This is a genomic window from Mycobacterium sp. URHD0025, assembly GCF_000426065.1.
Taxonomy (GTDB): Bacteria; Actinomycetota; Actinomycetes; order Mycobacteriales; family Mycobacteriaceae; genus Mycobacterium.
This window is the reverse complement of record NZ_KE384491.1, coordinates 85,078-104,253: the sequence shown is the minus strand read 5'-3', so window position 1 is coordinate 104,253 and position 19,176 is coordinate 85,078. Positions and strand designations below refer to the sequence as shown.

The window sequence follows — 19,176 nt, the reverse complement described above, 5'->3', positions numbered from 1 at the left end:
AAGGGGCCTGTCCATGGCTGACGACCTATCTGGGCACGACGATGTCGAGCTGCTGCTGTGGCGCTTCTACAGCAAGGCGCTGACCGATCCGGTACTCGCCGAACCGTTCTCCGAACTGCGCGCCAAAGGCCTGCGATCCCATCTGCCCGTCATGTGCGACTTCTGGGAGACCGTGCTGTTCCGTGCCGGGCTCTATCAGCGCAGCGCACTGACCGTGCACCGCGAACTACATGCCCGCCATCAATTGTCGGCAGAGCATTTCGTGCGGTGGCTGACGTTGTGGACCGGCACCGTCGATGAGCTGTTCGAAGGTCCGCACGCGGAGCGGGCCAAGCTACAGGCGGGGCGCATCGCCAAGGCCATGCACCGTCGACTGGTCGGTGCCGATGCCGCCGAACTCGACGCGCTGGTCGCCTGCTAGCGCTTTTCGGCGAAAGCCGACCATTCCACCTGGGAGGCGGTCAGATTCCGGCCGGACGGCGAAATGTAGTGCTCGGTAAGGTAATCGGGCCCGGCCTGCTCGATCAACTGCCAGCCGTACGGCTCGATGAACGGAGCAACCTGGTCCGGGTCCAGGCCGAACTGCCAGATCTGGCTCCGAACGCGGAACCGTCGATACAGGGATTCGGCTCCGTACCGGTTGGTGCCGTCGATGAAATCCCTGCGGACGTACGTGAACGCCAGCCGGCTACCCGGTGCCGCCGAGCGAAGAAACGTGAACGTCGATGCGACGCCGTCGGCGCTGAGGTACTGCGTCACGCCTTCCCAGACGAAAAAGGTGCGATGAGCATCTACGTGGCCGTGCCGCGCGAGTTCGGTGGCCAGGTCATCGTGCTCGAAATCCACCGGCACCAGGTGCACCGAGTCCGGCACGGTTCCCAGGGCGCGGCGCACCACCGAACGTTTGCGCTCGATGTTGACCGGCAGGTCCACTTCGAACACCGGAATCGCGCTGTGCCGGGCAAGCCGGTAGCCCTTGGTGTCCAGACCGGCACCGAGAATCACCACGGCGTCGATGTTGGGCAACGCCTGCGTGAGCTTGTCGCCGATATAACGCTTGCGGCAGGTCAGATTCGCCCACAGCCCCGGACCCGAGCGCTCGGTGGCCTGGATCAGAAGCCTGCGGGCAACCGACCACCGTGTGGTCCGGGTGAACGCGCGTAGCCCCGCCGGCAGAAAGGACAACGCCATGTCGTCGTCGACTAGCCGTTGCCGCACCGGTTCGTATTGCTCGACGGCGGCCAGCACCATCGGGCCGATTGCGGTTGCGGCGACGGGATTGCTCATCGTTTGTTGACGATGCCAGCATCCACGGGAAGTGTCACGCCGGTGACGTAGCGCGCCTGATCGGAGACCAGCCAGGCCACCGCGTTGGCGATGTCCTCGACCTGCACCACCTGCACCGGCAGCGCGTTGCCGAAATCGGTTGGAGCGTTGAGCTCCTCGGCGACGTGTTTGAGCCATGACCGGGTGAACTCGTTGTTGATCATCGGGGTGTCCACGCCGGTGGGGTGGATCGAGTTGACCCGAATGCTGCGCGGCGCGAGGAAATTGGCGTACGCCCGCATCAATCCCACCACGCCGTGCTTGGCGGCGGTGTAGCCGAGTGATCCGCGATCGCCGCCGCCCACGCCGATCAGGCCGGCTGCCGAGCTGATCAAGACGATCGACCCGCCGTCACCCTGCTCGACCATGATCGGCATCGCCGCCTCGACGGTGTGGTGTACGCCCGTGAGGTTCACATCGATGACGTCGCGCCAGCCGTCGGGGCCCGACTGCATCGGGGCGATGCCGGCATTGGCGACGACGATGTCGAGCCGGCCGAGCTGTTCCACTCCGGCCCGCAGCGCCGATCGCAGAGCCTCCTCGTCGCGCACATCGACTTGCGCGGCGACGATGCGCGCCCCCGACTCCTCGACGAGCTTGACCGTGGCCGCCAGATCGTCGGGGGTGGCCAGGGGATAGGGCACCGACTCGATCTGGGCGCACAGATCGATCGCGATGATGTCAGCCCCGTCGGCGGCCAGCCGCAGGGCCTCGGCCCGCCCCTGGCCGCGTGCCGCGCCGGTGATGAAGGCGACCTTTCCGGCCAGGGGAGCCTCGTTGCTCATCTCTGCCATCTCCTCTTCGCGCAAGCGCTCATCAGCCCCGCAGCTGGCCCTTGGCCGGGTCTCCGGCGACCACCGGTTGCAACATCTTGATATCGGGAGCGCCGTCGAGCAGCTCGCCGATGGAGCCGAACAGGGCTCCGATGGCCGGGGCGGTGCTGTGTGCCTTCAGTGCATCGGCGTCGGCCCACTGCTCGACGAACACGAAGGTGCCGTCGGACTCGTGCAACGAATACAGCTGGCATCCCGGCTCGTCGTGCACGGCCGCGACCGCGTTTGTGCAGGCCTCGCGCACGGCTTCGACGGACTCGGGCTTGGCCTTCATGGTGGCGACGACGACAACAGGCATAGGGGAGTGCTCCTCGATGAGTGCCAGAACTGGACGAGTGTCCACCCTAGGCGATAACCGGCCAGATTCGGTTCGTATAGCTAAGTGTCATTCGATACCGTCTTGTGACCCGTGTGGCAGATGGTGGTTGTGGGGCATATGCGACTAGGCTTGCGGTCATGGCTAACAAGACCGCCGGCCGATCCGCAGCGCGTTCGAGCAGGTCAAACGCCAGCTCGAGAAGCGGTTCGCGGCGTCCGGCGCAGGCCCGCCAGGGCCGCGCGGCCGCGCCACGGCGCAAGCCCGCGCGCAAGCCGCAGGCCTCGCCCGTATCGGTCGCCGGCCAGAAGCTCGGCCAAGGCGCCCGGGCGGGCTGGTTGATGCTCGCCAAGGGGGCCGGATCGACCGCCCGCTCCGTGGGCCGCGCCCGCGAAATCGAGCCCGGCCACCGACGTGACGGACTGGCGCTCGCGCTGCTCGGCATCGCCGTCGTCGTCGCCGCCAGCTCGTGGTTCCACGCGGCCGGCCCGGTGGGGCAGTGGATCGACACGGCGCTGCGGACCCTGATCGGCGGTCCGGTGGTCCTGGTGCCCGTCGTCCTCGGCGCCATCGCCGTCGTCCTGATGCGTACCGAGCCGGATCCGGAGGCACGCCCCAGGCTGATCCTGGGATCGGCCATGATCGCGTTGCCGATGCTGGGCCTGTGGCACCTGTGGTCCGGCTCGCCGCAGGATCCCATCGCCCGTCAGCACGCCGCCGGATTCGTCGGCTTCGCCATCGGCGGGCCGCTGTCGGATGGGCTCACCGAGTGGATCGCCGCGCCGCTGCTGTTCATGGGTGTGCTGTTCGGCGTGCTGCTGATCACCGGGACGACGATTCGCGAGGTGCCTTCGACCCTGCGGACCATGTTCAGCACCCGTGCCTTCCGGGACGACTACGACGACGAGTACGACGAATACGACGACGAGTACGGGGCCGAACCCGACGATTTCTCCGACGGCTACTACGACGACGACACGGCGGGCAGCGACGCCGCGGCCCAGGCCTGGCCCACGGCCGCGATCGAGGCGCCCAAGGCACCGACCGGTTCGCCGATGGACAACTACCCGCTGTCCGACGACACGGACGCACCCACCGTTCCCGAACCCGCGGTCAAGGCTCGCCGCAAGAAGCCCGAGATCAAGCCCAAGCCCGACGACACCCTGGTGATGGACCGGGTCATCGAAGGGCCGTACACGCTGCCCCCGCTGGATCTGCTGATCGCCGGCGACCCGCCCAAACTGCGCACCGCCGCCAACGACCAGATGGAAGCCGCCATCACCTCGGTGCTGGAACAGTTCAAGGTCGACGCGGCCGTCACCGGCTGCACCCGCGGCCCGACGGTGACCCGCTACGAAGTCGAGCTCGGCCCGGGCGTGAAGGTCGAGAAGATCACCGCCCTGCACCGCAACATCGCCTATGCGGTCGCCACCGAGAGCGTCCGCATGTTGGCCCCGATCCCCGGCAAGTCCGCCGTCGGCATCGAGGTGCCGAACACCGACCGTGAGATGGTCCGGCTCGCCGACGTGCTCACCGCGCCGTCGACCCGGCGCGACCATCACCCGTTGGTGATCGGCCTGGGCAAGGACATCGAAGGCGACTTCGTCTCGGCCAACCTGGCCAAGATGCCGCACCTGTTGGTCGCCGGTTCCACCGGTTCCGGTAAGTCCAGCTTCGTCAACTCGATGCTGGTGTCGCTGCTGGCGCGGGCCACGCCGGAAGAGGTCAGGATGATCCTGATCGACCCGAAGATGGTGGAACTGACGCCGTACGAAGGCATTCCGCACCTCATCACGCCCATCATCACCGAGCCGAAGAAGGCCGCCGCAGCGCTGGCCTGGTTGGTCGAGGAGATGGAACAGCGCTACCAGGACATGAAGTCCTCCCGGGTGCGCCACATCGACGTGTTCAACGAGAAGGTGCGCAGCGGTGAGATCAGCACGCCGCTGGGCAGCGAGCGGGTCTACAAGCCGTACCCCTACATCCTGGCCATCGTCGACGAGCTCGCGGACCTGATGATGACCGCGCCCCGTGACGTCGAAGACGCCATCGTGCGCATCACTCAGAAGGCCCGCGCCGCCGGTATCCACCTGGTGCTGGCCACGCAGAGGCCGTCGGTGGACGTCGTCACCGGTCTCATCAAGACCAACGTGCCGTCCCGGCTGGCGTTCGCCACCTCGTCGCTCACGGACAGCCGCGTCATCCTGGACCAGCCCGGCGCCGAGAAGCTGATCGGTATGGGCGACGGCCTGTTCCTCCCGATGGGTGCCAACAAACCCTTGCGTATGCAGGGCGCGTTCATCACCGACGAGGAGATCCACGCCGTCGTCGAGGCCACCAAGACCCAGGCCGAGCCGGAGTTCATCGAGGGCGTCACCGCGGTCAAGGCGGGCGAGCGCAAGGACGTCGACCCCGACATCGGCGACGACATGGACGTCCTGCTGCAGGCCGTCGAACTCGTGGTGTCTTCACAGTTCGGGTCGACCTCGATGCTGCAGCGCAAGCTGCGCGTCGGTTTCGCCAAGGCCGGCCGGCTGATGGACCTGATGGAGACCCGCGGCATCGTCGGGCCGTCCGAGGGCTCCAAGGCGCGTGAGGTGTTGGTCAAGCCCGACGAACTCGCCGGGACGCTGGCGTTGATCCGTGGTGGGGCCGACGCCAATGGTGCCGACGCTGACGACGATCCGGACGAGTTCTAGCCCGCGACTTGTGGAGTCTCAACCGTGACCGGTACGGGTGAGACTCCACAAATCGCCTAGAGCGTCAACAACATCCGGGTGTTGCCCAACGTGTTGGGCTTGACGTAGGACAGGTCGAGGAATTCCGCCACACCGGTGTCATACGACCGGCACATCTCCTCGTACACCTCGGCGGTGACCGGCGTGCCGTCGATCTCCTCGAAACCGTGCTTGGCGAAGAATTCGACCTCGAAGGTCAGCACGAAGATCCGTCCCAGGTGAAGCTCGCGGGCCACGTCGAGCAACTGCTCGACCAGCACGTGGCCGACACCCGTACCGCGGACCTTGGGGTGCACCGCCACTGTGCGCACCTCGCCGAGATCGGCCCACAGCACGTGGAGCGCGCCGCATCCGACGAGTTCGCCGTCCAGTTCGGCCACCCAGAATTCCTGGACCGCCTCGTAGAGCGTCACCAGGTTTTTCTCCAGCAAGATCTTGCCCGCGTAGACATCGACGAGGTTCTTGATTGCCGGTACATCGGACGTGCGGGCGCGCCGCACCACAGGGTGTTTGCGCTCCTCGACACTGCCTGGGTTCACAGGCGCAAGAGTATCGGTTACGGCAACGGATATTCTGTTGCGGTGCCGGGCCAACCTTCTACCGATCCGGTGGTCCCGCGTGCGCGCGTGGCCAACCTCGCCAACGTGCTCACCGGTGTGCGAATGGTGCTTGTTCCGGTCTTCCTCGTCTTCTTGTTCGTCGGTGACGGTCATGAAAGCTTCTGGCGGATCGCCGCTTTCGCGGTGTTCGCGGTAGCCGTGATCACCGATCATTTCGACGGGGCGTTGGCCCGCAGTTACGGAATGATCACCGAGTTCGGCACTCTGGCCGATCCGATCGCCGACAAGGCGCTGATCGGGGCGGCGCTGATCGGCCTGTCGATGCTCGGGGATCTGCCGTGGTGGATCACCGCGGTGGTGCTGACCCGTGAGATCGGAATCACGGTGCTGCGGTTCGCGGTGCTGCGTCACGGTGTCATCCCCGCGAGCCGCGGCGGCAAGCTCAAGACCCTGGTGCAGGCCGTCGCCATCGGACTGTTCATCCTGCCACTGCATGCCTGGCCCGACATCTGGCTGAACGTCGCGTGGGTGATCATGTGGGCCGCAGTGGTGCTGACCGTGCTCACCGGCGCCGATTACGTCATATCCGCGATCAGGGACAGCCGTGGACGATCCGCTGCTCACTGACGACGCCAGGGCACTGGTCGCGGACCTGACGGTGCGCGCACAGAGCGTGGCCACCGCTGAGTCGCTCACCGGTGGGCTGCTCGCGGCGACGATTGCCGGGGTCTCCGGGGCCAGTGCGGTTCTGCAGGGTGGCCTGGTCACCTACAACGAGGACACCAAGATCTGGCTCGCCGGTGTGGCCCCTCAGGTGCTCGACGCGGTCGGCCCGGTTTCCGCTCCCACGGCGCGGGCGCTGGCTGTCGGAGCCCGGCAGCGCTGCGCAGCGACCTGGGGCGTCGGCCTGACCGGCGTGGCCGGCCCGGAACCGCACGGCGGACACCCGGTGGGCACGGTATTCATCGGGCTGGCCGGTCCTGTCGACACCGATGTCGTCGAGTTGTCGTTGTCCGGCTCACGCTGGGATATCCGCCGCGCCGCCGTCGACGAGGCGATCGCCCGGTTGCGTGCCCTGGTCCAGAACCAATAACCGAAAACCGTCGCCGCGGTTGCCCCGGGAACCATGCGGTGGCCCGCGGCGTTGGTCTGATAGCGAACCTGTGACAGGCGAGGCGAAGGAGAGCGCGATGACGACATTGCTGCGTGAGGTGATTGGCGACGTGCTGCGTAACGCCCGCACCGAACAGGGGCGCACGTTGCGCGAGGTCTCCGACGCGGCGCGCGTGAGCCTCGGGTACCTCTCTGAGGTGGAGCGGGGCCGCAAGGAAGCATCCAGCGAACTGCTCGGGGCCATCTGCGATGCCCTGGACGTCCCGCTGTCACGGGTACTCACCGATGCCGGCGAGAACATGGCCGAACGTGAGCACGCCGGCGCAGCGGTCCAGGTGCCGGACCGCACCGATGTCACTGCCAACGTCGCCCACATCGATGCGGCCATCAAGGTCGTCATTCCGCAGCCCGTGTCGATGGCCGTCGCCTGACATGAGCACGGTTCTGACTGCGGCCTGATTGCCCTGCTCGTGCCTGGGTCGCGAATTTTCGCAAAACGCCCATACGAACCGCGTGCGGGGCTGTGGCTGCATGTCCGGAACCGATAAGTTGGCAGCAGAGGAATTGCGGCAACCTGAATGACAAGGCCCGATGAGGGCCTGGCAGACAAGCCCGACAGATAAGGCGGAACGAACCAATGGCCAATCCGTTCGTCAAGGCGTGGAAGTACCTGATGGCGCTGTTCAGCTCCAAGGTGGACGAATACGCGGATCCGAAGGTGCAGATCCAGCAGGCCATCGAGGACGCGCAGCGTCAGCACCAGGCCCTCACCCAGCAGGCCGCCCAGGTCATCGGCAACCAGCGCCAGCTGGAGATGCGGCTCAGCCGTCAGCTTGCCGACATCGAGAAGCTGCAGGTCAACGTCCGTCAGGCATTGACGCTGGCTGATCAGGCCACGGCTGCCGGCGACGCAGCCAAGGCCACCGAGTACAACAACGCCGCCGAGGCGTTCGCGGCGCAACTGGTGACCTCCGAGCAGAGCGTCGAGGACCTCAAGGCTCTGCACGATCAGGCTCTGCAGGCTGCCGGGCAGGCCAAGAAGGCCGTCGAGCAGAACGCGATGATGCTGCAGCAGAAGATCGCCGAACGCACCAAGCTGCTGTCGCAGCTCGAGCAGGCCAAGATGCAGGAGCAGGTCAGTTCCTCGCTCCGGTCCATGAGTGAGGTCGCCGCGCCGGGTAACACCCCGAGCCTCGATGAGGTGCGCCAGAAGATCGAACGCCGCTACGCCAACGCCATGGGCGAGGCCGAGCTGGCCCAGAACTCCGTGCAGGGCCGCATGATGGAGGTCCAGCAGGCGAGCGTTCAGATGGCAGGCCACTCTCGGCTGGAGCAGATCCGCGCCTCGATGCGCGGCGACGCCCTGCCCAGCGGTGGTGCCACCCCGGCCACGCCTGCCTCTCCGGCAACCAATCAAACTTCGCCCACCCCCGAAAACCCGCTCGGGCAATAACGATTCGAGTGTTTTAGATCATGGCTACCAAGACCGGTCGACCGGACGCGTGGAGATCGCTGGCGCAGCGGGCTGTCGACACCGCGGCCGATCTGTCCGGTGCGCTGACCGAAAAGCTCAGCGCCGCCGCCGATCCGCGCGCAAAGCTGTTGCGCAAGCGGCGGTGGGCACTGCGGTTCAGTGTGTTCTTCACCCTGTCCAGTGCGTTCTGGGTCTTGGTGACGGCGTTGCTGGCGTCGTGGAGCACACCGGTCTGGGGCCTGATCATCAGCGGAGCGATCGCGGCAGGCGCGGCGTTCCCGGCCACGTTGTTCTGGCTGCGCTACCGGTGGCTGCGCGCGGAACCTCTTCCGGTGCAGCGGCCGGTTTCCGGGCGCCGGTTACCGCCATGGGGTTCGGCGGCCCGGCAACCGATGGCAGCGCTGATGGCCTCCGAGCGGGGCATGTTCTCGCTGCTCGGGGTGTTGGAGCGCGGCCGGATGCTCCCGCCCGACGAACTGCGGGAACTGACCGCGGTGGCCAATCACACAGCACTGACCATGGCAGCCACCGCCACCGAGGTGGTGTCGATGGAGCGGGCGATCACCAACGCCCCGCAGTCGCGCCAGCATCTGGTACCGACCATCAACGCGTTCACCGCGCAGCTTGGTGAGGGCGTGCGGCAGTACAACGAGATGGTCACTGCCGCAGCACAACTCGTGTCCACGGTGAACGGCGGGCAGGGCGCGGTGTCGCCGTTGTCGCAGCAGCGCTACCGCAGCGAGTTGACCGGCGCCACCGATCGCCTGATCGGCTGGGCGCAGGCATTCGACGAGCTGGGCCGGCTGCGTCGGGCCTGAGCCGCCGCTACAGCGATGTACGGAGTGAGGGCACGACCACCCCGACAAGGCCGCGTGCCGTTGCCTTGAGCATGTCCAGCATGTCGAAGTAGTCCCGCCACAGGGTGATTCGGCCTTCGTGCACCTCGAACACGCCGCAGACCCAGAACTGCAGGCGCAGCGGCCCGAACACCAGCGCATCGGTGCGCTCGGTGAGCACGGCGGCGCCATCGGCGGCGATCCGGTGGATCTTCACCTCGAAGCCCATGCGGCCCGGCATCGACCGGAACAGCTTCATCGCGCGGTTGCGTCCATAGATGGTCGGAAAACCGACGTTCTGGTACACCAGGTTCTGCGCCAGCGCGTTCTCGGCTGTGTCGAAGTCCTGCTCCTGCAGTGCGTTGAGGAAGGTCTCGACCGTGCTGGTCTGGGACGCAGCCGCGGTGGTGGATTGGTCAGCCATGCCCGCAGCCTAGTGCGGACAGCTGTGGCAGGGTAGGCCGGTGCGCGTAGCTGTAGTCGCCGGACCTGATCCCGGACATGCCTTCCCGGCCCTTGCCCTGTGCCTGAAGTTCCTGGCCGCGGGGGATGTCCCGACATTGCTCACGGGGGTGGAATGGCTCGACACCGCGCGGGCCGCCGGTGTCGACGCGGTCGAACTCGTCGGTCTCGATGCGACCGACGCCGACGACGACGCGGATGCCGGGTCCAAGATCCATCGGCGGGCCGGGAGGATGGCGCAGCTCAACCTGCCGGGGCTGGGGGAGTTGCAGCCGGATCTCGTGGTCTCCGACGTGATCACCGCCTGTGGCGGGTTGGCCGCGGAGTTACTCGGATTGCCGTGGGTCGAGCTCAATCCGCACCCGCTGTACCTGCCGTCGAAGGGCTTGCCGCCGCTCGGCAGCGGATTGGCCCCGGGTGTCGGGCTGCGCGGACGCCTGCGCGACAACCTCATGCGTGCCTTGACCGCGAGATCCATCCGGGCCGGTCTGGCAGAGCGGGCTTCCGTACGGGCCGACATCGGTCTTCCCTCCGTCGACCCCGGCCCATTGCGGCGCCTGATCGCCACTCTGCCCGCGCTGGAGGTACCACGCCCGGACTGGCCGGATGAGGCCGTGGTGGTGGGTCCGCTGCACTTCGAGCCCACCGACGCGGTGCTGACCGTGCCGCCGGGGTCGGGGCCCGTCGTGATGGTCGCGCCCTCCACCGCGACCACCGGGACACAGGGCATGACCGAGCTGGTCCTGGAGTCGCTGCGCCCGGGCGAGACGCTGCCCGATGGGGCTCGTGTGGTGGTGTCGCGACTGGGCGGTGCCGACGTCGCGGTACCCCCGTGGGCGGCGGTCGGGCTCGGCCGTCAGGACGAGTTGTTGTCGCACGCCGATCTGGTGGTGTGCGGTGGTGGGCACGGCCTGGTGTCCAAGGCGATGCTGGCCGGTGTGCCGATGGTGGTGGTCCCGGGCGGTGGTGACCAATGGGAGATCGCCAATCGTGTTGTGCGCCAGGGCAGTGGACAGCTGGTGCGGCCACTGTCGGCGGATTCGCTGACCGCCGCGGTCGGCACCGTGCTGGCGTCGTCGTCCTATCGCGCGGCCGCGCAGCGGGCCGGCGCGTCCGTGGAAGGGGTGGCGGATCCGGTACGGGTGTGCCATGACGCCCTCGCACACACTGGGTAGGTTGGGGCCGTGCGGTTGACGGAATTCAATGAACTCGTGGACGGCCAATTCGGTCCGGTACGGGGTCGCTCACTGCTCGTCGATCACGTGCTCGGCGCTCTCGGCGGCCGCACGGCCGCACAGGCCATCGAGGACGGCGTGGAGCCGCGCACCGTGTGGCGGGCGCTGTGCGCCGACTTCGACGTCCCGCGCGACGTGTGGTGAACCGCGCTGCTTCCCCTGTGCCTGTTTTCGGCGTATACCGGAGGCATGGGTCTCGGTGACCATCCGATGCGGACGCCTCTCTACGGTGTTCTGCTGGTGATCGCGGCGGTTCTGCTGTGCTGGTTGGTCGCGTCCACCCTCGACGGGTGGCAGGCCGCTCTCGGGTATTTCCTGGCAGTCGCCGTCGGCGCGTTCGGTTTCGTGATGACGCTGCGGGATCTCGACAACTTTCCGAACTGGCGTCGCTGATCCCGTATCGCTAGCGCCGCAGCAACAGCTGCGCGGTTTCTCGATGCAACCTGCCGAAGTTGTAGTAGGCCGCGCAAGCGCCCTCGGGGGACACCATGCAGGTACCGATCGGAGTTTCCGGTGTGCAGGCCGTCCCGAACACCTTGCACTCCCACGGTTTGATGACGCCCTTCAGCACCTCACCGCATTGGCAGGCCTTGGGGTCGGCCACCCGCACCCCGGGCATGTCGAACTTCAGCTCGGCGTCGTATTCGGAGTAGTCGGCATGGACCTTCAGTGCGCTCTGCGAGATGAATCCCAGGCCGCGCCATTCGAAATGCGGACGCAATTCGAACGTCTCCGCCATCAGCTTGAGCGCCGCGGTGTTGCCTTCGGGCCGCACCACGCGGGTGTACTGGTTCTCCACCTCGCAGCGGCCATCCCGGATCTGCCGCAGCAGCATGTGTACCGACGCCAGGATGTCGAGCGGCTCGAAGCCGGCGACCACGATCGGTTTCCCATAGACGGCGGGGACGAACCGGTACGGGCGCAAACCCACCACGGTCGAGACGTGCCCCGGCCCGAGGAACCCGGAAAGGCGCAGGTCAGGCGACTCGAGTATGGCCTTTATGGGCGGGACGATGGTGACGTGGTTACAAAACACACTGAAGTTGCGGACACCGAGCGCGCGAGCCCGGACCAGCGTGACCGCAGTCGACGGTGCCGTTGTCTCGAACCCCACGGCGAAGAACACCACGTGGCGGTCAGGGTTGTCCCTGGCGATCTTGAGCGCGTCGAGTGGGGAGTACACGAACCGTACGTCGGCGCCACGGGCCTTGGCCTCGATCAGGTTCCCGTTGGAGCCGGGGACACGCATCATGTCGCCGAATGTCGTGAAGATGACGCCCGACTGCTCGGCGAGCCACATCGCATCGTCCACCCGGCCCATCGGGATCACGCACACCGGGCATCCGGGGCCGTGGACCAGTTCGATCGATTCCGGTAGGAGATGCTCGATACCGTGCCGATAGATGGTGTGGGTATGGCCGCCGCACACCTCCATGAACTTGAACTCGTCACCGGATGAGAGTTCGGTGATGGCTTTGACCAGGGCGCGGGCGGCGGCCGGGTCCCGGAATTCGTCGACGAACTTCATGCGGGGAACCTTCTTCTGTCTCAAGCGATTTCAGAGGAATTGAAGGCGTCGATCTCGGTTGTGTAATCGGCACCCATTTTCTGCACCTGATCGAGGGTCAGCTTCGCCTCGCGCTCGTCGATCTTGGCCATCGCGAAACCGACGTGCACGAGTACCCAGTCACCGATCCGCAGGTTGTCGTCGGCGAGCAGACGCACGCTGATGATGCGGCGCACCCCATTGACATCGACCTTGGCGAGGTGGGCCTCGGCATCGACGATGTCGACCACCTGGCCCGGTATTCCAAGACACATATCTTGCTCCTTACCGTACCTAGCAGATCCGCGGCAGCGGGTCGCCGACGAGCATGTCGACAATCCGGCTGCCGCCGAATGATGTTCGCAGCGCGACGATTCCCGGCGGTTCGGGCACGATCTCGCCGACGACGGCTGCCTGTGCCCCCTGTGGGTGCGCGCGCAACGCAGCCACTGCGGCATCGGCCTCGTCGCACGCGACGATTGCCAGGAACTTGCCTTCGTTGGCGACATAGAGCGGATCGATGCCCAGCATGTCGCACGCTCCGAGCACCTGCGGTTCGATCGGCAGTCGGTCCTCGTCGAGGATCACCGCGAACGGCGAGTCCTTGGCGAGCTCGTTGCACACCGTGCCGACACCGCCGCGGGTGGCGTCACGCATCCATCGGGTGGACGGTGCGGCCTCCAACAGGATCTCGACGAGTTCGTGCACGGGCGCGGTGTCGGAGACGATGTCGGCGTCGATCGCCAGGTCACCGCGCGCAAGCATGACCGCCATACCGTGTTCGCCGATCGTGCCCGACAGCAGCACCTTGTCGCCGGCCTGCACCTTCTCGCGTGACAATCGCCTGCCCGCGGGAATCACGCCGACACCGGCGGTGCAGATGAACATCCCGTCGGCGGCGCCCTTTCCGACCACCTTGGTGTCGCCGGTGACGATCTGGACCCCGGCGCGAGCAGCGGCTTCACTCATGTCGGCGACGATCTCGCGCAACTCGGAGATCGGGAAACCTTCCTCGATGACGAAGCCCGCCGACAGCCACTGAGGACGTGCACCGGACACCGCGAGGTCGTTGATCGTTCCGTGCACCGCGACATGGCCGATCGAACCGCCCGGGAATCGATGTGGGGCAACCACATACGAGTCGGTGGAGAACGCCAGCGTGTCACCGGACGGGGTGTGAAGGACAGCGGCGTCACCGAGCTGCTCGAGTTCGGGGTTGCGGAATGCTTCGAGGAAGACCGCATCGACCAGCGCTGCCGACGATTTGCCGCCGGCCCCGTGCGCGAGCGTCACCACCTCATCGAGTAGGCGCGGGCGCCGGTGCCGGAACTTGTCGATCCGTTCCAGAACCCGGTCTTCACGTTGCGCTGCTGTCGTCATGACGTGCGTACCTCGTCTCGGGTGCGGGACATCTTCTCCTGGGTCACGGTCCAGAGCCGGTAGCCGAGCATGGCGTGGGACTCCTGGATGCGATGGATGCTCTGGCTGTGCACGGTGAAGCAGAAATCCAGGTCCTCGGTGAGAGCCATGCGGCCGCCGTCGTGCCCGGAGAATCCGATGGTGAGCACGCCTCGCTGCTTGGCTTCGGTGATCGCCGTCATCAGATCCTCGGAGTTGCCCGACGTGGACAGTGAGATGGCGATGTCACGATCACGGGCGTGGGCGATGATCTGGCGTTTGAAGATCAGCTCGAAGCCCACGTCGTTGCCGAGCGCGGTGACCACCGCCTCGTCGGCGGCCAGTGACCAGGCCGCAACGGGCCGGCCCAGTGCGGGGCGGCTGAACAGCGACGCCAGGGTCGCCGCATCGGTGGAACTGCCGCCGTTGCCGAGTGTGTAGAGGCGGCCGCCACGCAGGAACCTCTCGGCCATGGCGGTGCCCGCCGCCGTCAGCGCGGGAGCGTACTCCTCCAACGATTCCTGTTGCAGCCGAGCGCTTTCAGTCGCTTTACCGCGTGCGGAGGCAGCCAGGTCATCGAGCAGCGCGTGGGTGTCGGTCTCCTCGGAATCGATGAAAGGGTAGAGGAAGCCGGTGGCTTCGCCTCCGGTGATGTTCGATGTCATCAGTTCACCTCGTTCAGTCGCGCCATGGCCGCGCCCGCGTGCACCAGAACCAGATCGTTGGTCGCGACGTCGCCGAGCATCCCGATGTCCACCCATTCCTCACCACCGGCGGTGCGGACCAGTGCTTGACCACTTGAGTCGGTGGGCGCCAGGATCACCTCGGCGAGGCGTCCCTCGTCGCTGCACGTGACGCAGGCCTGCTCGGTGTCCTGCGCGCCAGGGGATTTCAGCAGGCCCGGATGTTCGAAGCAGACGTGGGTGAGTTCCCACAGCAGGTGATACATCAAGACGAACCGCCCGGTGGCCGGCACCATCGGGTTGTCTGAGTCGACCCACAGGACGTGGTGCGCGGCGCCCGCGGGGGGCCTCGGTCCGGACCCGATCCATACCGTCGACACTCCCCAGGCGGCCGCCCGCCGCATGGCGTCGATCACCGCGGGCTCGTCGGCCGAGGCCACCGCCAGCAGGAGGTCACCGGGCTGACTGGCCACCCTGGCCTGGGCCACCGGATCAGGTTCGACCAGCGCGACCGAAGGCAGCGCCCGCTTGCCCACGATCACCGGATGGACGAACTCGACGGCCACGTGGTGCGCATGCGGTTCCCATTGGGGTGCAATCACCCAGAGGGTTGCGCCATCGTGGAACTTGCGGGCGACATCCAGTGCCGCGGCGGCCAGATCGGCGGCCAGATCGGTGTCGACGAATGGTGCGCCCGGTGGTGTGGTGACAGTCATTGTCGACCTCCCTTCGATTCTCGTTGCCTGCCGACGCCTGACCGGATCGTGTTCACCAGGTGGAGCGTGGTCCGTGTCGCTTCGGCCAGCGCGGCGCCCTCGGCGGGGGTCAGGGTGTCGCACACCCAGTCCCAGTGCGCTGACACGGTGTCACCGGGTGCCGGCGGGGCAGTCAGCGAGGAGCCGTCCCGGCTCCACCGCGTCCGTTCGGTGACCGCTGCGCCGAGTCGGATGTCGCCGCGGTCCACGACCAGTGGGCAGGAGTCGAGCAGCACGTGCTCGCCGTCGATGGCAGTGACTGTGCCCCAACGTATCCGGCAGTTCTGCAGCACCCGCAGCGCGGTCTGCGGATCCCGCTCCAGGAAGCGGACCCATGGATAGACGACGAACACGTGGAAGCTGTGGTGTGCCAGCGCGGAGCCGGCCCCGTGCACGTCGTCGAGCAGCCCGGTCACCTGACCCTTGAACGCCCCCTGGAGCTCGGCGAGTAATGCGACCGGGTCGACCCGATCCAGCAGCGGTCCGCCGACCCAATAGCCGCGTACGACGTCGGGAGCCAGCGGATCCGAGCCGGCTGCCCTTGCGATGGCATCCAGATACGGCCACGCGCCGTCGAACTCCCTGGCGTGTGTGCCCAATTCGGCCGGCTCGTGAAGCAGTTCAGTGGACCCGGTGGGCCCGCAGTACCCGAGCTCGTTCGGCGGATACGCGTAGCGGGCGAACAACCCGTATCCGGAGGGCAGACGGTGCGTCGATTGCACGCTCATCGAGCTACCCCGCATTCCCCACGAGTAGTTGTCCCAACGCGATGCCACCATCGTTCGGGGGCACCTGTCGGTGGGTGATCACGCGGAAACCGTTCATCCGCAATCCGGCCAGGGCCAGTCGCAGCAGCAGGGCATTCTGGAACACCCCGCCGGACAATGCCACCGGTTGGTCCACGGCCCCATCCTCGGCCGCCAGTTCGACGATCAGGTCGGCGACCGCACGGTGGAATCGCGCACCGATCACGGCTGCCGCGACACCGGCGCGCAGGTCCTCGACCACCGCGGCCAGCACGGGTCCGGGATCGACCAGCATCGGCTGTTGAGCGGTATCGAGTGCGAAGGCGTACCGCGACGTGCCTGCTGGAGTGTTCCGTGACAACCCCTCCAACTCGACCGCGGCCTGAGCCTCGTAGGCGACCACCTGACGCACACCGATCAGCGCGGACACCGCGTCGAACAGCCGACCCATGCTGGACGTCGGAACGCAGCCGGTCCCGGTTCTCAGCTGATGTGCCAGCGCCCGGCGTTCGTCATCCGGGCATGCCTGAACCGGCGGCAGGTCGGCATCCCAGGGGATCCCGGCGGCCCACAGGTGTGACAGTGCCATCCGGTAGGGCCGCAGCACACTCACATCGCCGCCCGCCAGCGGCGCATACCTGAGGTGGGCGACCCGCTGGAAGCCCTTGTAGTCGGCGAGCAGCACCTCACCGCCCCATACGGCGCCGTCGGATCCGTAGCCGGTTCCGTCGAAAGCGAAACCGAGCACCTGCCGGGAGCCGTCCAGACCGTGCTCGGCCATGACAGCGGCGATGTGGGCGTGATGATGCTGTACGGCTCGCACCGGCCTGCTCCGGGCATTCCGATGTGCCCAGTCAGCCGACCGGTAGCCGGGATGTGCGTCGGTGACAAGTGTTTCCGGTGTGACGCCGGTCAACGACCCGAGGTGGGTGGCCGCTTTCCCGAACGCCGACAGCGTGGCCAGATCGTCCATGTCGCCGATGTAGGCGCTCAACCAGGCGTACTTGTGTTCGGCGATGGCCAGCGTGTTCTTCAGGTCGGCCCCCACCGCGAGCGTCGGCGGAACGGATACCGGCAGGGCGACAGGTAACGGCGCATAGCCACGGGATCGACGGATCGCCAACTCGTCCCCGTCGACGACCCGCAGCACGGAATCGTCACAGGGGACCAGGATCTCCCGGTCATGCCACAACCAGCCGTCGGCAAGCGATGAAAGCCGTTCCAGCGCATCGTCATCGATGAAGCAGATCGGCTCGCCGGTGCGGTTGGCCGATGTCATGACCAGCACGGGCGGCACCGGGGCGTCACCGGGCAGTCCGAACACCAACGTGTGCACCGGGCTGTACGCGAGCATGACCCCGAGGTCGGGGTTGGACGGCGCTACGGCGGTCGAGACCCTGACACCTCGCACGGCTGGAAGGCGGGGCATGAGAACGATCGGACGCTGCGGGCCGCACAACAACCGCGCGGCCGCGGCGTCGACCTCGGCGATGGCTCGCGCTGTCGTCAGGTCGGGCACCATCACCGCGAACGGCTTGTCACCGCGCCGCTTGCGCCGCCGCAGCTCGGCGACCGCGGTGTCGCTCCCGGCATCGCAGGCGAGGTGGTATCCGCCGATCCCCTTGACTGCGAGGATCTTTCCGTCGACCAGCAGTTGCCGGGCGCGCTGCAGCCCTGATTCGCCCACCAGGTCGCCGTGGCCGTCCCGGAACCGCAACGTGGGGCCGCAGTTGGGACAGCACACGGGCTGAGCGTGGAAGCGCCGGTCGGTGGGATCTCCGTACTCATGAGCGCAGGTCGCACACATGGCGAAGGCCGCCATGGTGGTGGAGCCGCGGTCGTAGGGCAGTGACGCGATGATCGTGAACCGCGGGCCGCAGTTCGTGCAGTTCACGAATGCGTGCCGATAGCGGCGATTGGCCGGGTCGCGTTGCTCGGCAGCGCATTCCGTGCACATTGCGACGTCGGGCGAAGCCAGCGTGCGGCCGCCGCCGGCCCTGGACGTGTCGGCGATCGTGAATCCGGTGCCGCCGGCAACCGGGACGGGCTGTGTGTCGACCGATTCGATGACCGCCAGCGGGGGAGGGGCGGTGCGCAGCCGGTGCAGGAATCGGTCGAGGTCGGCGACCCTGCCTTCGATTTCGATGATCGCGCCGGAAGGGTCGTTGCGCACGCTGCCGCTCAGCCCGAGTGCCGCCGCGGTGGTGTAGACGAACGGCCGGAAGCCCACGCCCTGGACGACTCCGTGCACTCCGACACGTAGGCGGCGGCGCCCGGTCATGGTGGCGCCTCGGCATCTCGTCCCCGGCCCATCAGCTCCAGGCCCTGCAAGGCTGCCTCGGCACCGGCGCTGTCGGTTTTCTCGACGACGAAACCCATGTGAATGATCACCCAGTCGCCGGGAGCGAACGTCTCGTCCGGCAGCATGCCGATGTTGACCTTGCGGTGTTCGCCCGCGACGTCGACGAGTGCGAGCTGGTTGCCGTAGCCCTCCAGCATCCGGACGACCTGCCCCGGGATTCCCAGGCACATGATTCAGCCCTCCCGTACCGGTGTGGACAGTTGGGCCACGGCAGCTTCCACGGCGGCTACGGCGTCGGGAACGGCTGCTGCGACAGCCTCGGACAACCCGATGCCCTCGGCGACGTTGTCGACTTCACAACCGATCACGATCGTGTACGGGGCAGTGCCGCCGAGCGCGTTCAGACTCGCGAACACCGCGGCCGGGTCCATGGCGTGTGCGTCCAGACCTGAGGTTGCAGACAGGCTTTCGCGATCGGCCTCGAACACGTGCAGCGCGCCGGGCCGTTGTCGGCAGGGCACCGCGTCGACCAGCACGAGTGCGTCCCAGCCGTCGAGGAGGTCGTAGGCCAGGTGCATACCCCGGATGCCGTAGTCGCACAGGCGAACACGCGGGCCTGCCAGTTGCCGCGGCACGTGGCGCATCACCTCGGGACCGAATCCGTCGTCACCGAGGAAGATATTGCCGATGCCGGCTACCAGAACAGAAGACGTGATCGCACCTGCTACATGCGTCGCATCTTCAGGTAACGCCGGGCGTCGGGAATCGACCGAACCCCTACCAGCACTCCGGCGATCACGACTACCGCGACCGCCGTAACGGCTATCCAACCCACGACTTCCATCTCGAATTC

The 19,176-nt window shown here is 67.0% G+C and carries 25 protein-coding genes; 10 read left to right on the top strand and 15 right to left on the bottom strand.

Going from position 1 to position 19,176, the window contains the following annotated elements:
- Positions 1–13: 13 nt before the first annotated feature.
- Positions 14–421 (top strand): group III truncated hemoglobin, encoded by a 408-nt coding sequence (locus tag H977_RS0128895; protein ID WP_029111114.1) that lies wholly within the window; start codon positions 14–16, stop codon positions 419–421.
- Here H977_RS0128895 and H977_RS0128890 read toward each other — a convergent pair.
- From H977_RS0128890 to H977_RS0128880, 3 genes are read right to left on the bottom strand one after another with little or no spacing between them, the layout of a single operon-like run.
- Positions 418–1,287 carry an SAM-dependent methyltransferase gene (locus tag H977_RS0128890; RefSeq protein WP_029111113.1) on the bottom strand — a complete coding sequence of 290 codons (870 nt, stop codon included), beginning with the start codon at positions 1,285–1,287 and terminating at the stop codon, positions 418–420. The two genes, H977_RS0128895 and H977_RS0128890, sit on opposite strands and share 4 nt — an antisense overlap.
- Positions 1,284–2,111, bottom strand: coding sequence for a mycofactocin-coupled SDR family oxidoreductase (locus H977_RS0128885; protein ID WP_036477883.1), 828 nt, complete (start codon positions 2,109–2,111; stop codon positions 1,284–1,286). The genes H977_RS0128890 and H977_RS0128885 overlap by 4 nt, the downstream gene beginning before the upstream one ends.
- Positions 2,112–2,142: 31 nt before the next feature.
- Positions 2,143–2,457 (bottom strand): putative quinol monooxygenase, encoded by a 315-nt coding sequence (locus H977_RS0128880; protein WP_029111111.1) that lies wholly within the window; start codon positions 2,455–2,457, stop codon positions 2,143–2,145.
- Between the two features lie 158 nt (positions 2,458–2,615).
- Between H977_RS0128880 and H977_RS0128875 the strand changes: the two genes are divergently transcribed.
- On the top strand, positions 2,616–5,174 hold the full coding sequence (locus H977_RS0128875) for a DNA translocase FtsK (RefSeq protein WP_196808351.1): 2,559 nt from the start codon (positions 2,616–2,618) through the stop codon (positions 5,172–5,174).
- A 56-nt stretch (positions 5,175–5,230) separates the two neighbouring features.
- Here H977_RS0128875 and H977_RS0128870 read toward each other — a convergent pair whose 3' ends face one another.
- The gene (locus H977_RS0128870) at positions 5,231–5,752 is read right to left on the bottom strand and encodes an amino-acid N-acetyltransferase (protein ID WP_036477647.1); all 522 of its coding nucleotides are present in this window, start codon (positions 5,750–5,752) and stop codon (positions 5,231–5,233) included.
- 42 nt (positions 5,753–5,794) lie between these two features.
- Between H977_RS0128870 and pgsA the strand changes: the two genes are divergently transcribed.
- The 5 genes from pgsA (at position 5,795) to pspM (ending at position 9,178) form a co-directional block, all read left to right on the top strand.
- Positions 5,795–6,400 (top strand): CDP-diacylglycerol--glycerol-3-phosphate 3-phosphatidyltransferase, encoded by a 606-nt coding sequence (gene pgsA / locus H977_RS0128865; RefSeq protein WP_029111108.1) that lies wholly within the window; start codon positions 5,795–5,797, stop codon positions 6,398–6,400.
- The gene (locus H977_RS0128860) at positions 6,378–6,866 is read left to right on the top strand and encodes a CinA family protein (protein WP_029111107.1); all 489 of its coding nucleotides are present in this window, start codon (positions 6,378–6,380) and stop codon (positions 6,864–6,866) included. The genes pgsA and H977_RS0128860 overlap by 23 nt, the downstream gene beginning before the upstream one ends.
- A gap of 97 nt (positions 6,867–6,963) precedes the next feature.
- Positions 6,964–7,317: a transcriptional regulator ClgR gene (clgR, locus tag H977_RS0128855; protein ID WP_029111106.1), complete on the top strand. Its 354-nt coding sequence runs from the start codon at positions 6,964–6,966 to the stop codon at positions 7,315–7,317.
- A 206-nt stretch (positions 7,318–7,523) separates the two neighbouring features.
- Positions 7,524–8,339, top strand: coding sequence for a phage shock protein PspA (pspA, locus tag H977_RS0128850; protein ID WP_029111105.1), 816 nt, complete (start codon positions 7,524–7,526; stop codon positions 8,337–8,339).
- A gap of 20 nt (positions 8,340–8,359) precedes the next feature.
- Positions 8,360–9,178, top strand: a complete 819-nt coding sequence (gene pspM, locus H977_RS0128845) for a phage shock envelope stress response protein PspM (protein ID WP_029111104.1) — start codon at positions 8,360–8,362, stop codon at positions 9,176–9,178.
- A 7-nt stretch (positions 9,179–9,185) separates the two neighbouring features.
- On the opposite strand, the gene H977_RS0128840 is transcribed toward pspM, so the two are convergent.
- Positions 9,186–9,620, bottom strand: coding sequence for a limonene-1,2-epoxide hydrolase family protein (locus tag H977_RS0128840; RefSeq protein WP_029111103.1), 435 nt, complete (start codon positions 9,618–9,620; stop codon positions 9,186–9,188).
- 40 nt (positions 9,621–9,660) lie between these two features.
- On the opposite strand from H977_RS0128840, the gene H977_RS0128835 reads away from it, so the two are divergent.
- Genes H977_RS0128835 through H977_RS0128825 form a run of 3 tightly spaced genes read left to right on the top strand, consistent with a single transcriptional unit; the run spans position 9,661 to position 11,286 of the window.
- Entirely contained in the window at positions 9,661–10,833 is a 1,173-nt protein-coding gene (locus H977_RS0128835; RefSeq protein WP_029111102.1) for a glycosyltransferase, read from the top strand.
- A gap of 9 nt (positions 10,834–10,842) precedes the next feature.
- A complete protein-coding gene (locus H977_RS0128830; protein WP_029111101.1) occupies positions 10,843–11,037 on the top strand; it encodes a DUF3046 domain-containing protein in 195 nt (64 codons plus the stop codon).
- A 45-nt stretch (positions 11,038–11,082) separates the two neighbouring features.
- On the top strand, positions 11,083–11,286 hold the full coding sequence (locus tag H977_RS0128825) for a hypothetical protein (protein ID WP_029111100.1): 204 nt from the start codon (positions 11,083–11,085) through the stop codon (positions 11,284–11,286).
- A gap of 10 nt (positions 11,287–11,296) precedes the next feature.
- Here H977_RS0128825 and hypD read toward each other — a convergent pair whose 3' ends face one another.
- From hypD to H977_RS36295, 10 genes are read right to left on the bottom strand one after another with little or no spacing between them, the layout of a single operon-like run.
- Positions 11,297–12,421 carry a hydrogenase formation protein HypD gene (gene hypD / locus H977_RS0128820; protein WP_029111099.1) on the bottom strand — a complete coding sequence of 375 codons (1,125 nt, stop codon included), beginning with the start codon at positions 12,419–12,421 and terminating at the stop codon, positions 11,297–11,299.
- 20 nt (positions 12,422–12,441) lie between these two features.
- Positions 12,442–12,714, bottom strand: coding sequence for a HypC/HybG/HupF family hydrogenase formation chaperone (locus tag H977_RS0128815; RefSeq protein WP_029111098.1), 273 nt, complete (start codon positions 12,712–12,714; stop codon positions 12,442–12,444).
- Positions 12,715–12,733: 19 nt separating this feature from the next.
- On the bottom strand, positions 12,734–13,819 hold the full coding sequence (gene hypE / locus H977_RS0128810) for a hydrogenase expression/formation protein HypE (protein ID WP_029111097.1): 1,086 nt from the start codon (positions 13,817–13,819) through the stop codon (positions 12,734–12,736).
- Complete coding sequence (locus H977_RS0128805) at positions 13,816–14,502, bottom strand: D-sedoheptulose-7-phosphate isomerase (RefSeq protein ID WP_029111096.1); 687 nt, start codon at positions 14,500–14,502, stop codon at positions 13,816–13,818. The genes hypE and H977_RS0128805 overlap by 4 nt, the downstream gene beginning before the upstream one ends.
- Positions 14,502–15,236 (bottom strand): HypC/HybG/HupF family hydrogenase formation chaperone, encoded by a 735-nt coding sequence (locus H977_RS0128800; RefSeq protein WP_029111095.1) that lies wholly within the window; start codon positions 15,234–15,236, stop codon positions 14,502–14,504. The genes H977_RS0128805 and H977_RS0128800 overlap by 1 nt, the downstream gene beginning before the upstream one ends.
- Positions 15,233–16,003: a DUF6390 family protein gene (locus H977_RS0128795; RefSeq protein ID WP_029111094.1), complete on the bottom strand. Its 771-nt coding sequence runs from the start codon at positions 16,001–16,003 to the stop codon at positions 15,233–15,235. Before H977_RS0128795 ends, H977_RS0128800 begins: the two co-directional genes overlap by 4 nt.
- Positions 16,004–16,007: 4 nt before the next feature.
- Positions 16,008–18,302 (bottom strand): carbamoyltransferase HypF, encoded by a 2,295-nt coding sequence (gene hypF / locus H977_RS0128790; protein WP_029111093.1) that lies wholly within the window; start codon positions 18,300–18,302, stop codon positions 16,008–16,010.
- On the bottom strand, positions 18,299–18,553 hold the full coding sequence (locus tag H977_RS0128785; RefSeq protein WP_029111092.1) for a HypC/HybG/HupF family hydrogenase formation chaperone: 255 nt from the start codon (positions 18,551–18,553) through the stop codon (positions 18,299–18,301). The genes hypF and H977_RS0128785 overlap by 4 nt, the downstream gene beginning before the upstream one ends.
- Before the next feature lie 3 nt (positions 18,554–18,556).
- Entirely contained in the window at positions 18,557–19,039 is a 483-nt protein-coding gene (locus tag H977_RS34175; protein ID WP_029111091.1) for a hydrogenase maturation protease, read from the bottom strand.
- A gap of 8 nt (positions 19,040–19,047) precedes the next feature.
- Positions 19,048–19,167: a DUF6893 family small protein gene (locus H977_RS36295; RefSeq protein WP_155946886.1), complete on the bottom strand. Its 120-nt coding sequence runs from the start codon at positions 19,165–19,167 to the stop codon at positions 19,048–19,050.
- Positions 19,168–19,176 lie beyond the last annotated feature (9 nt).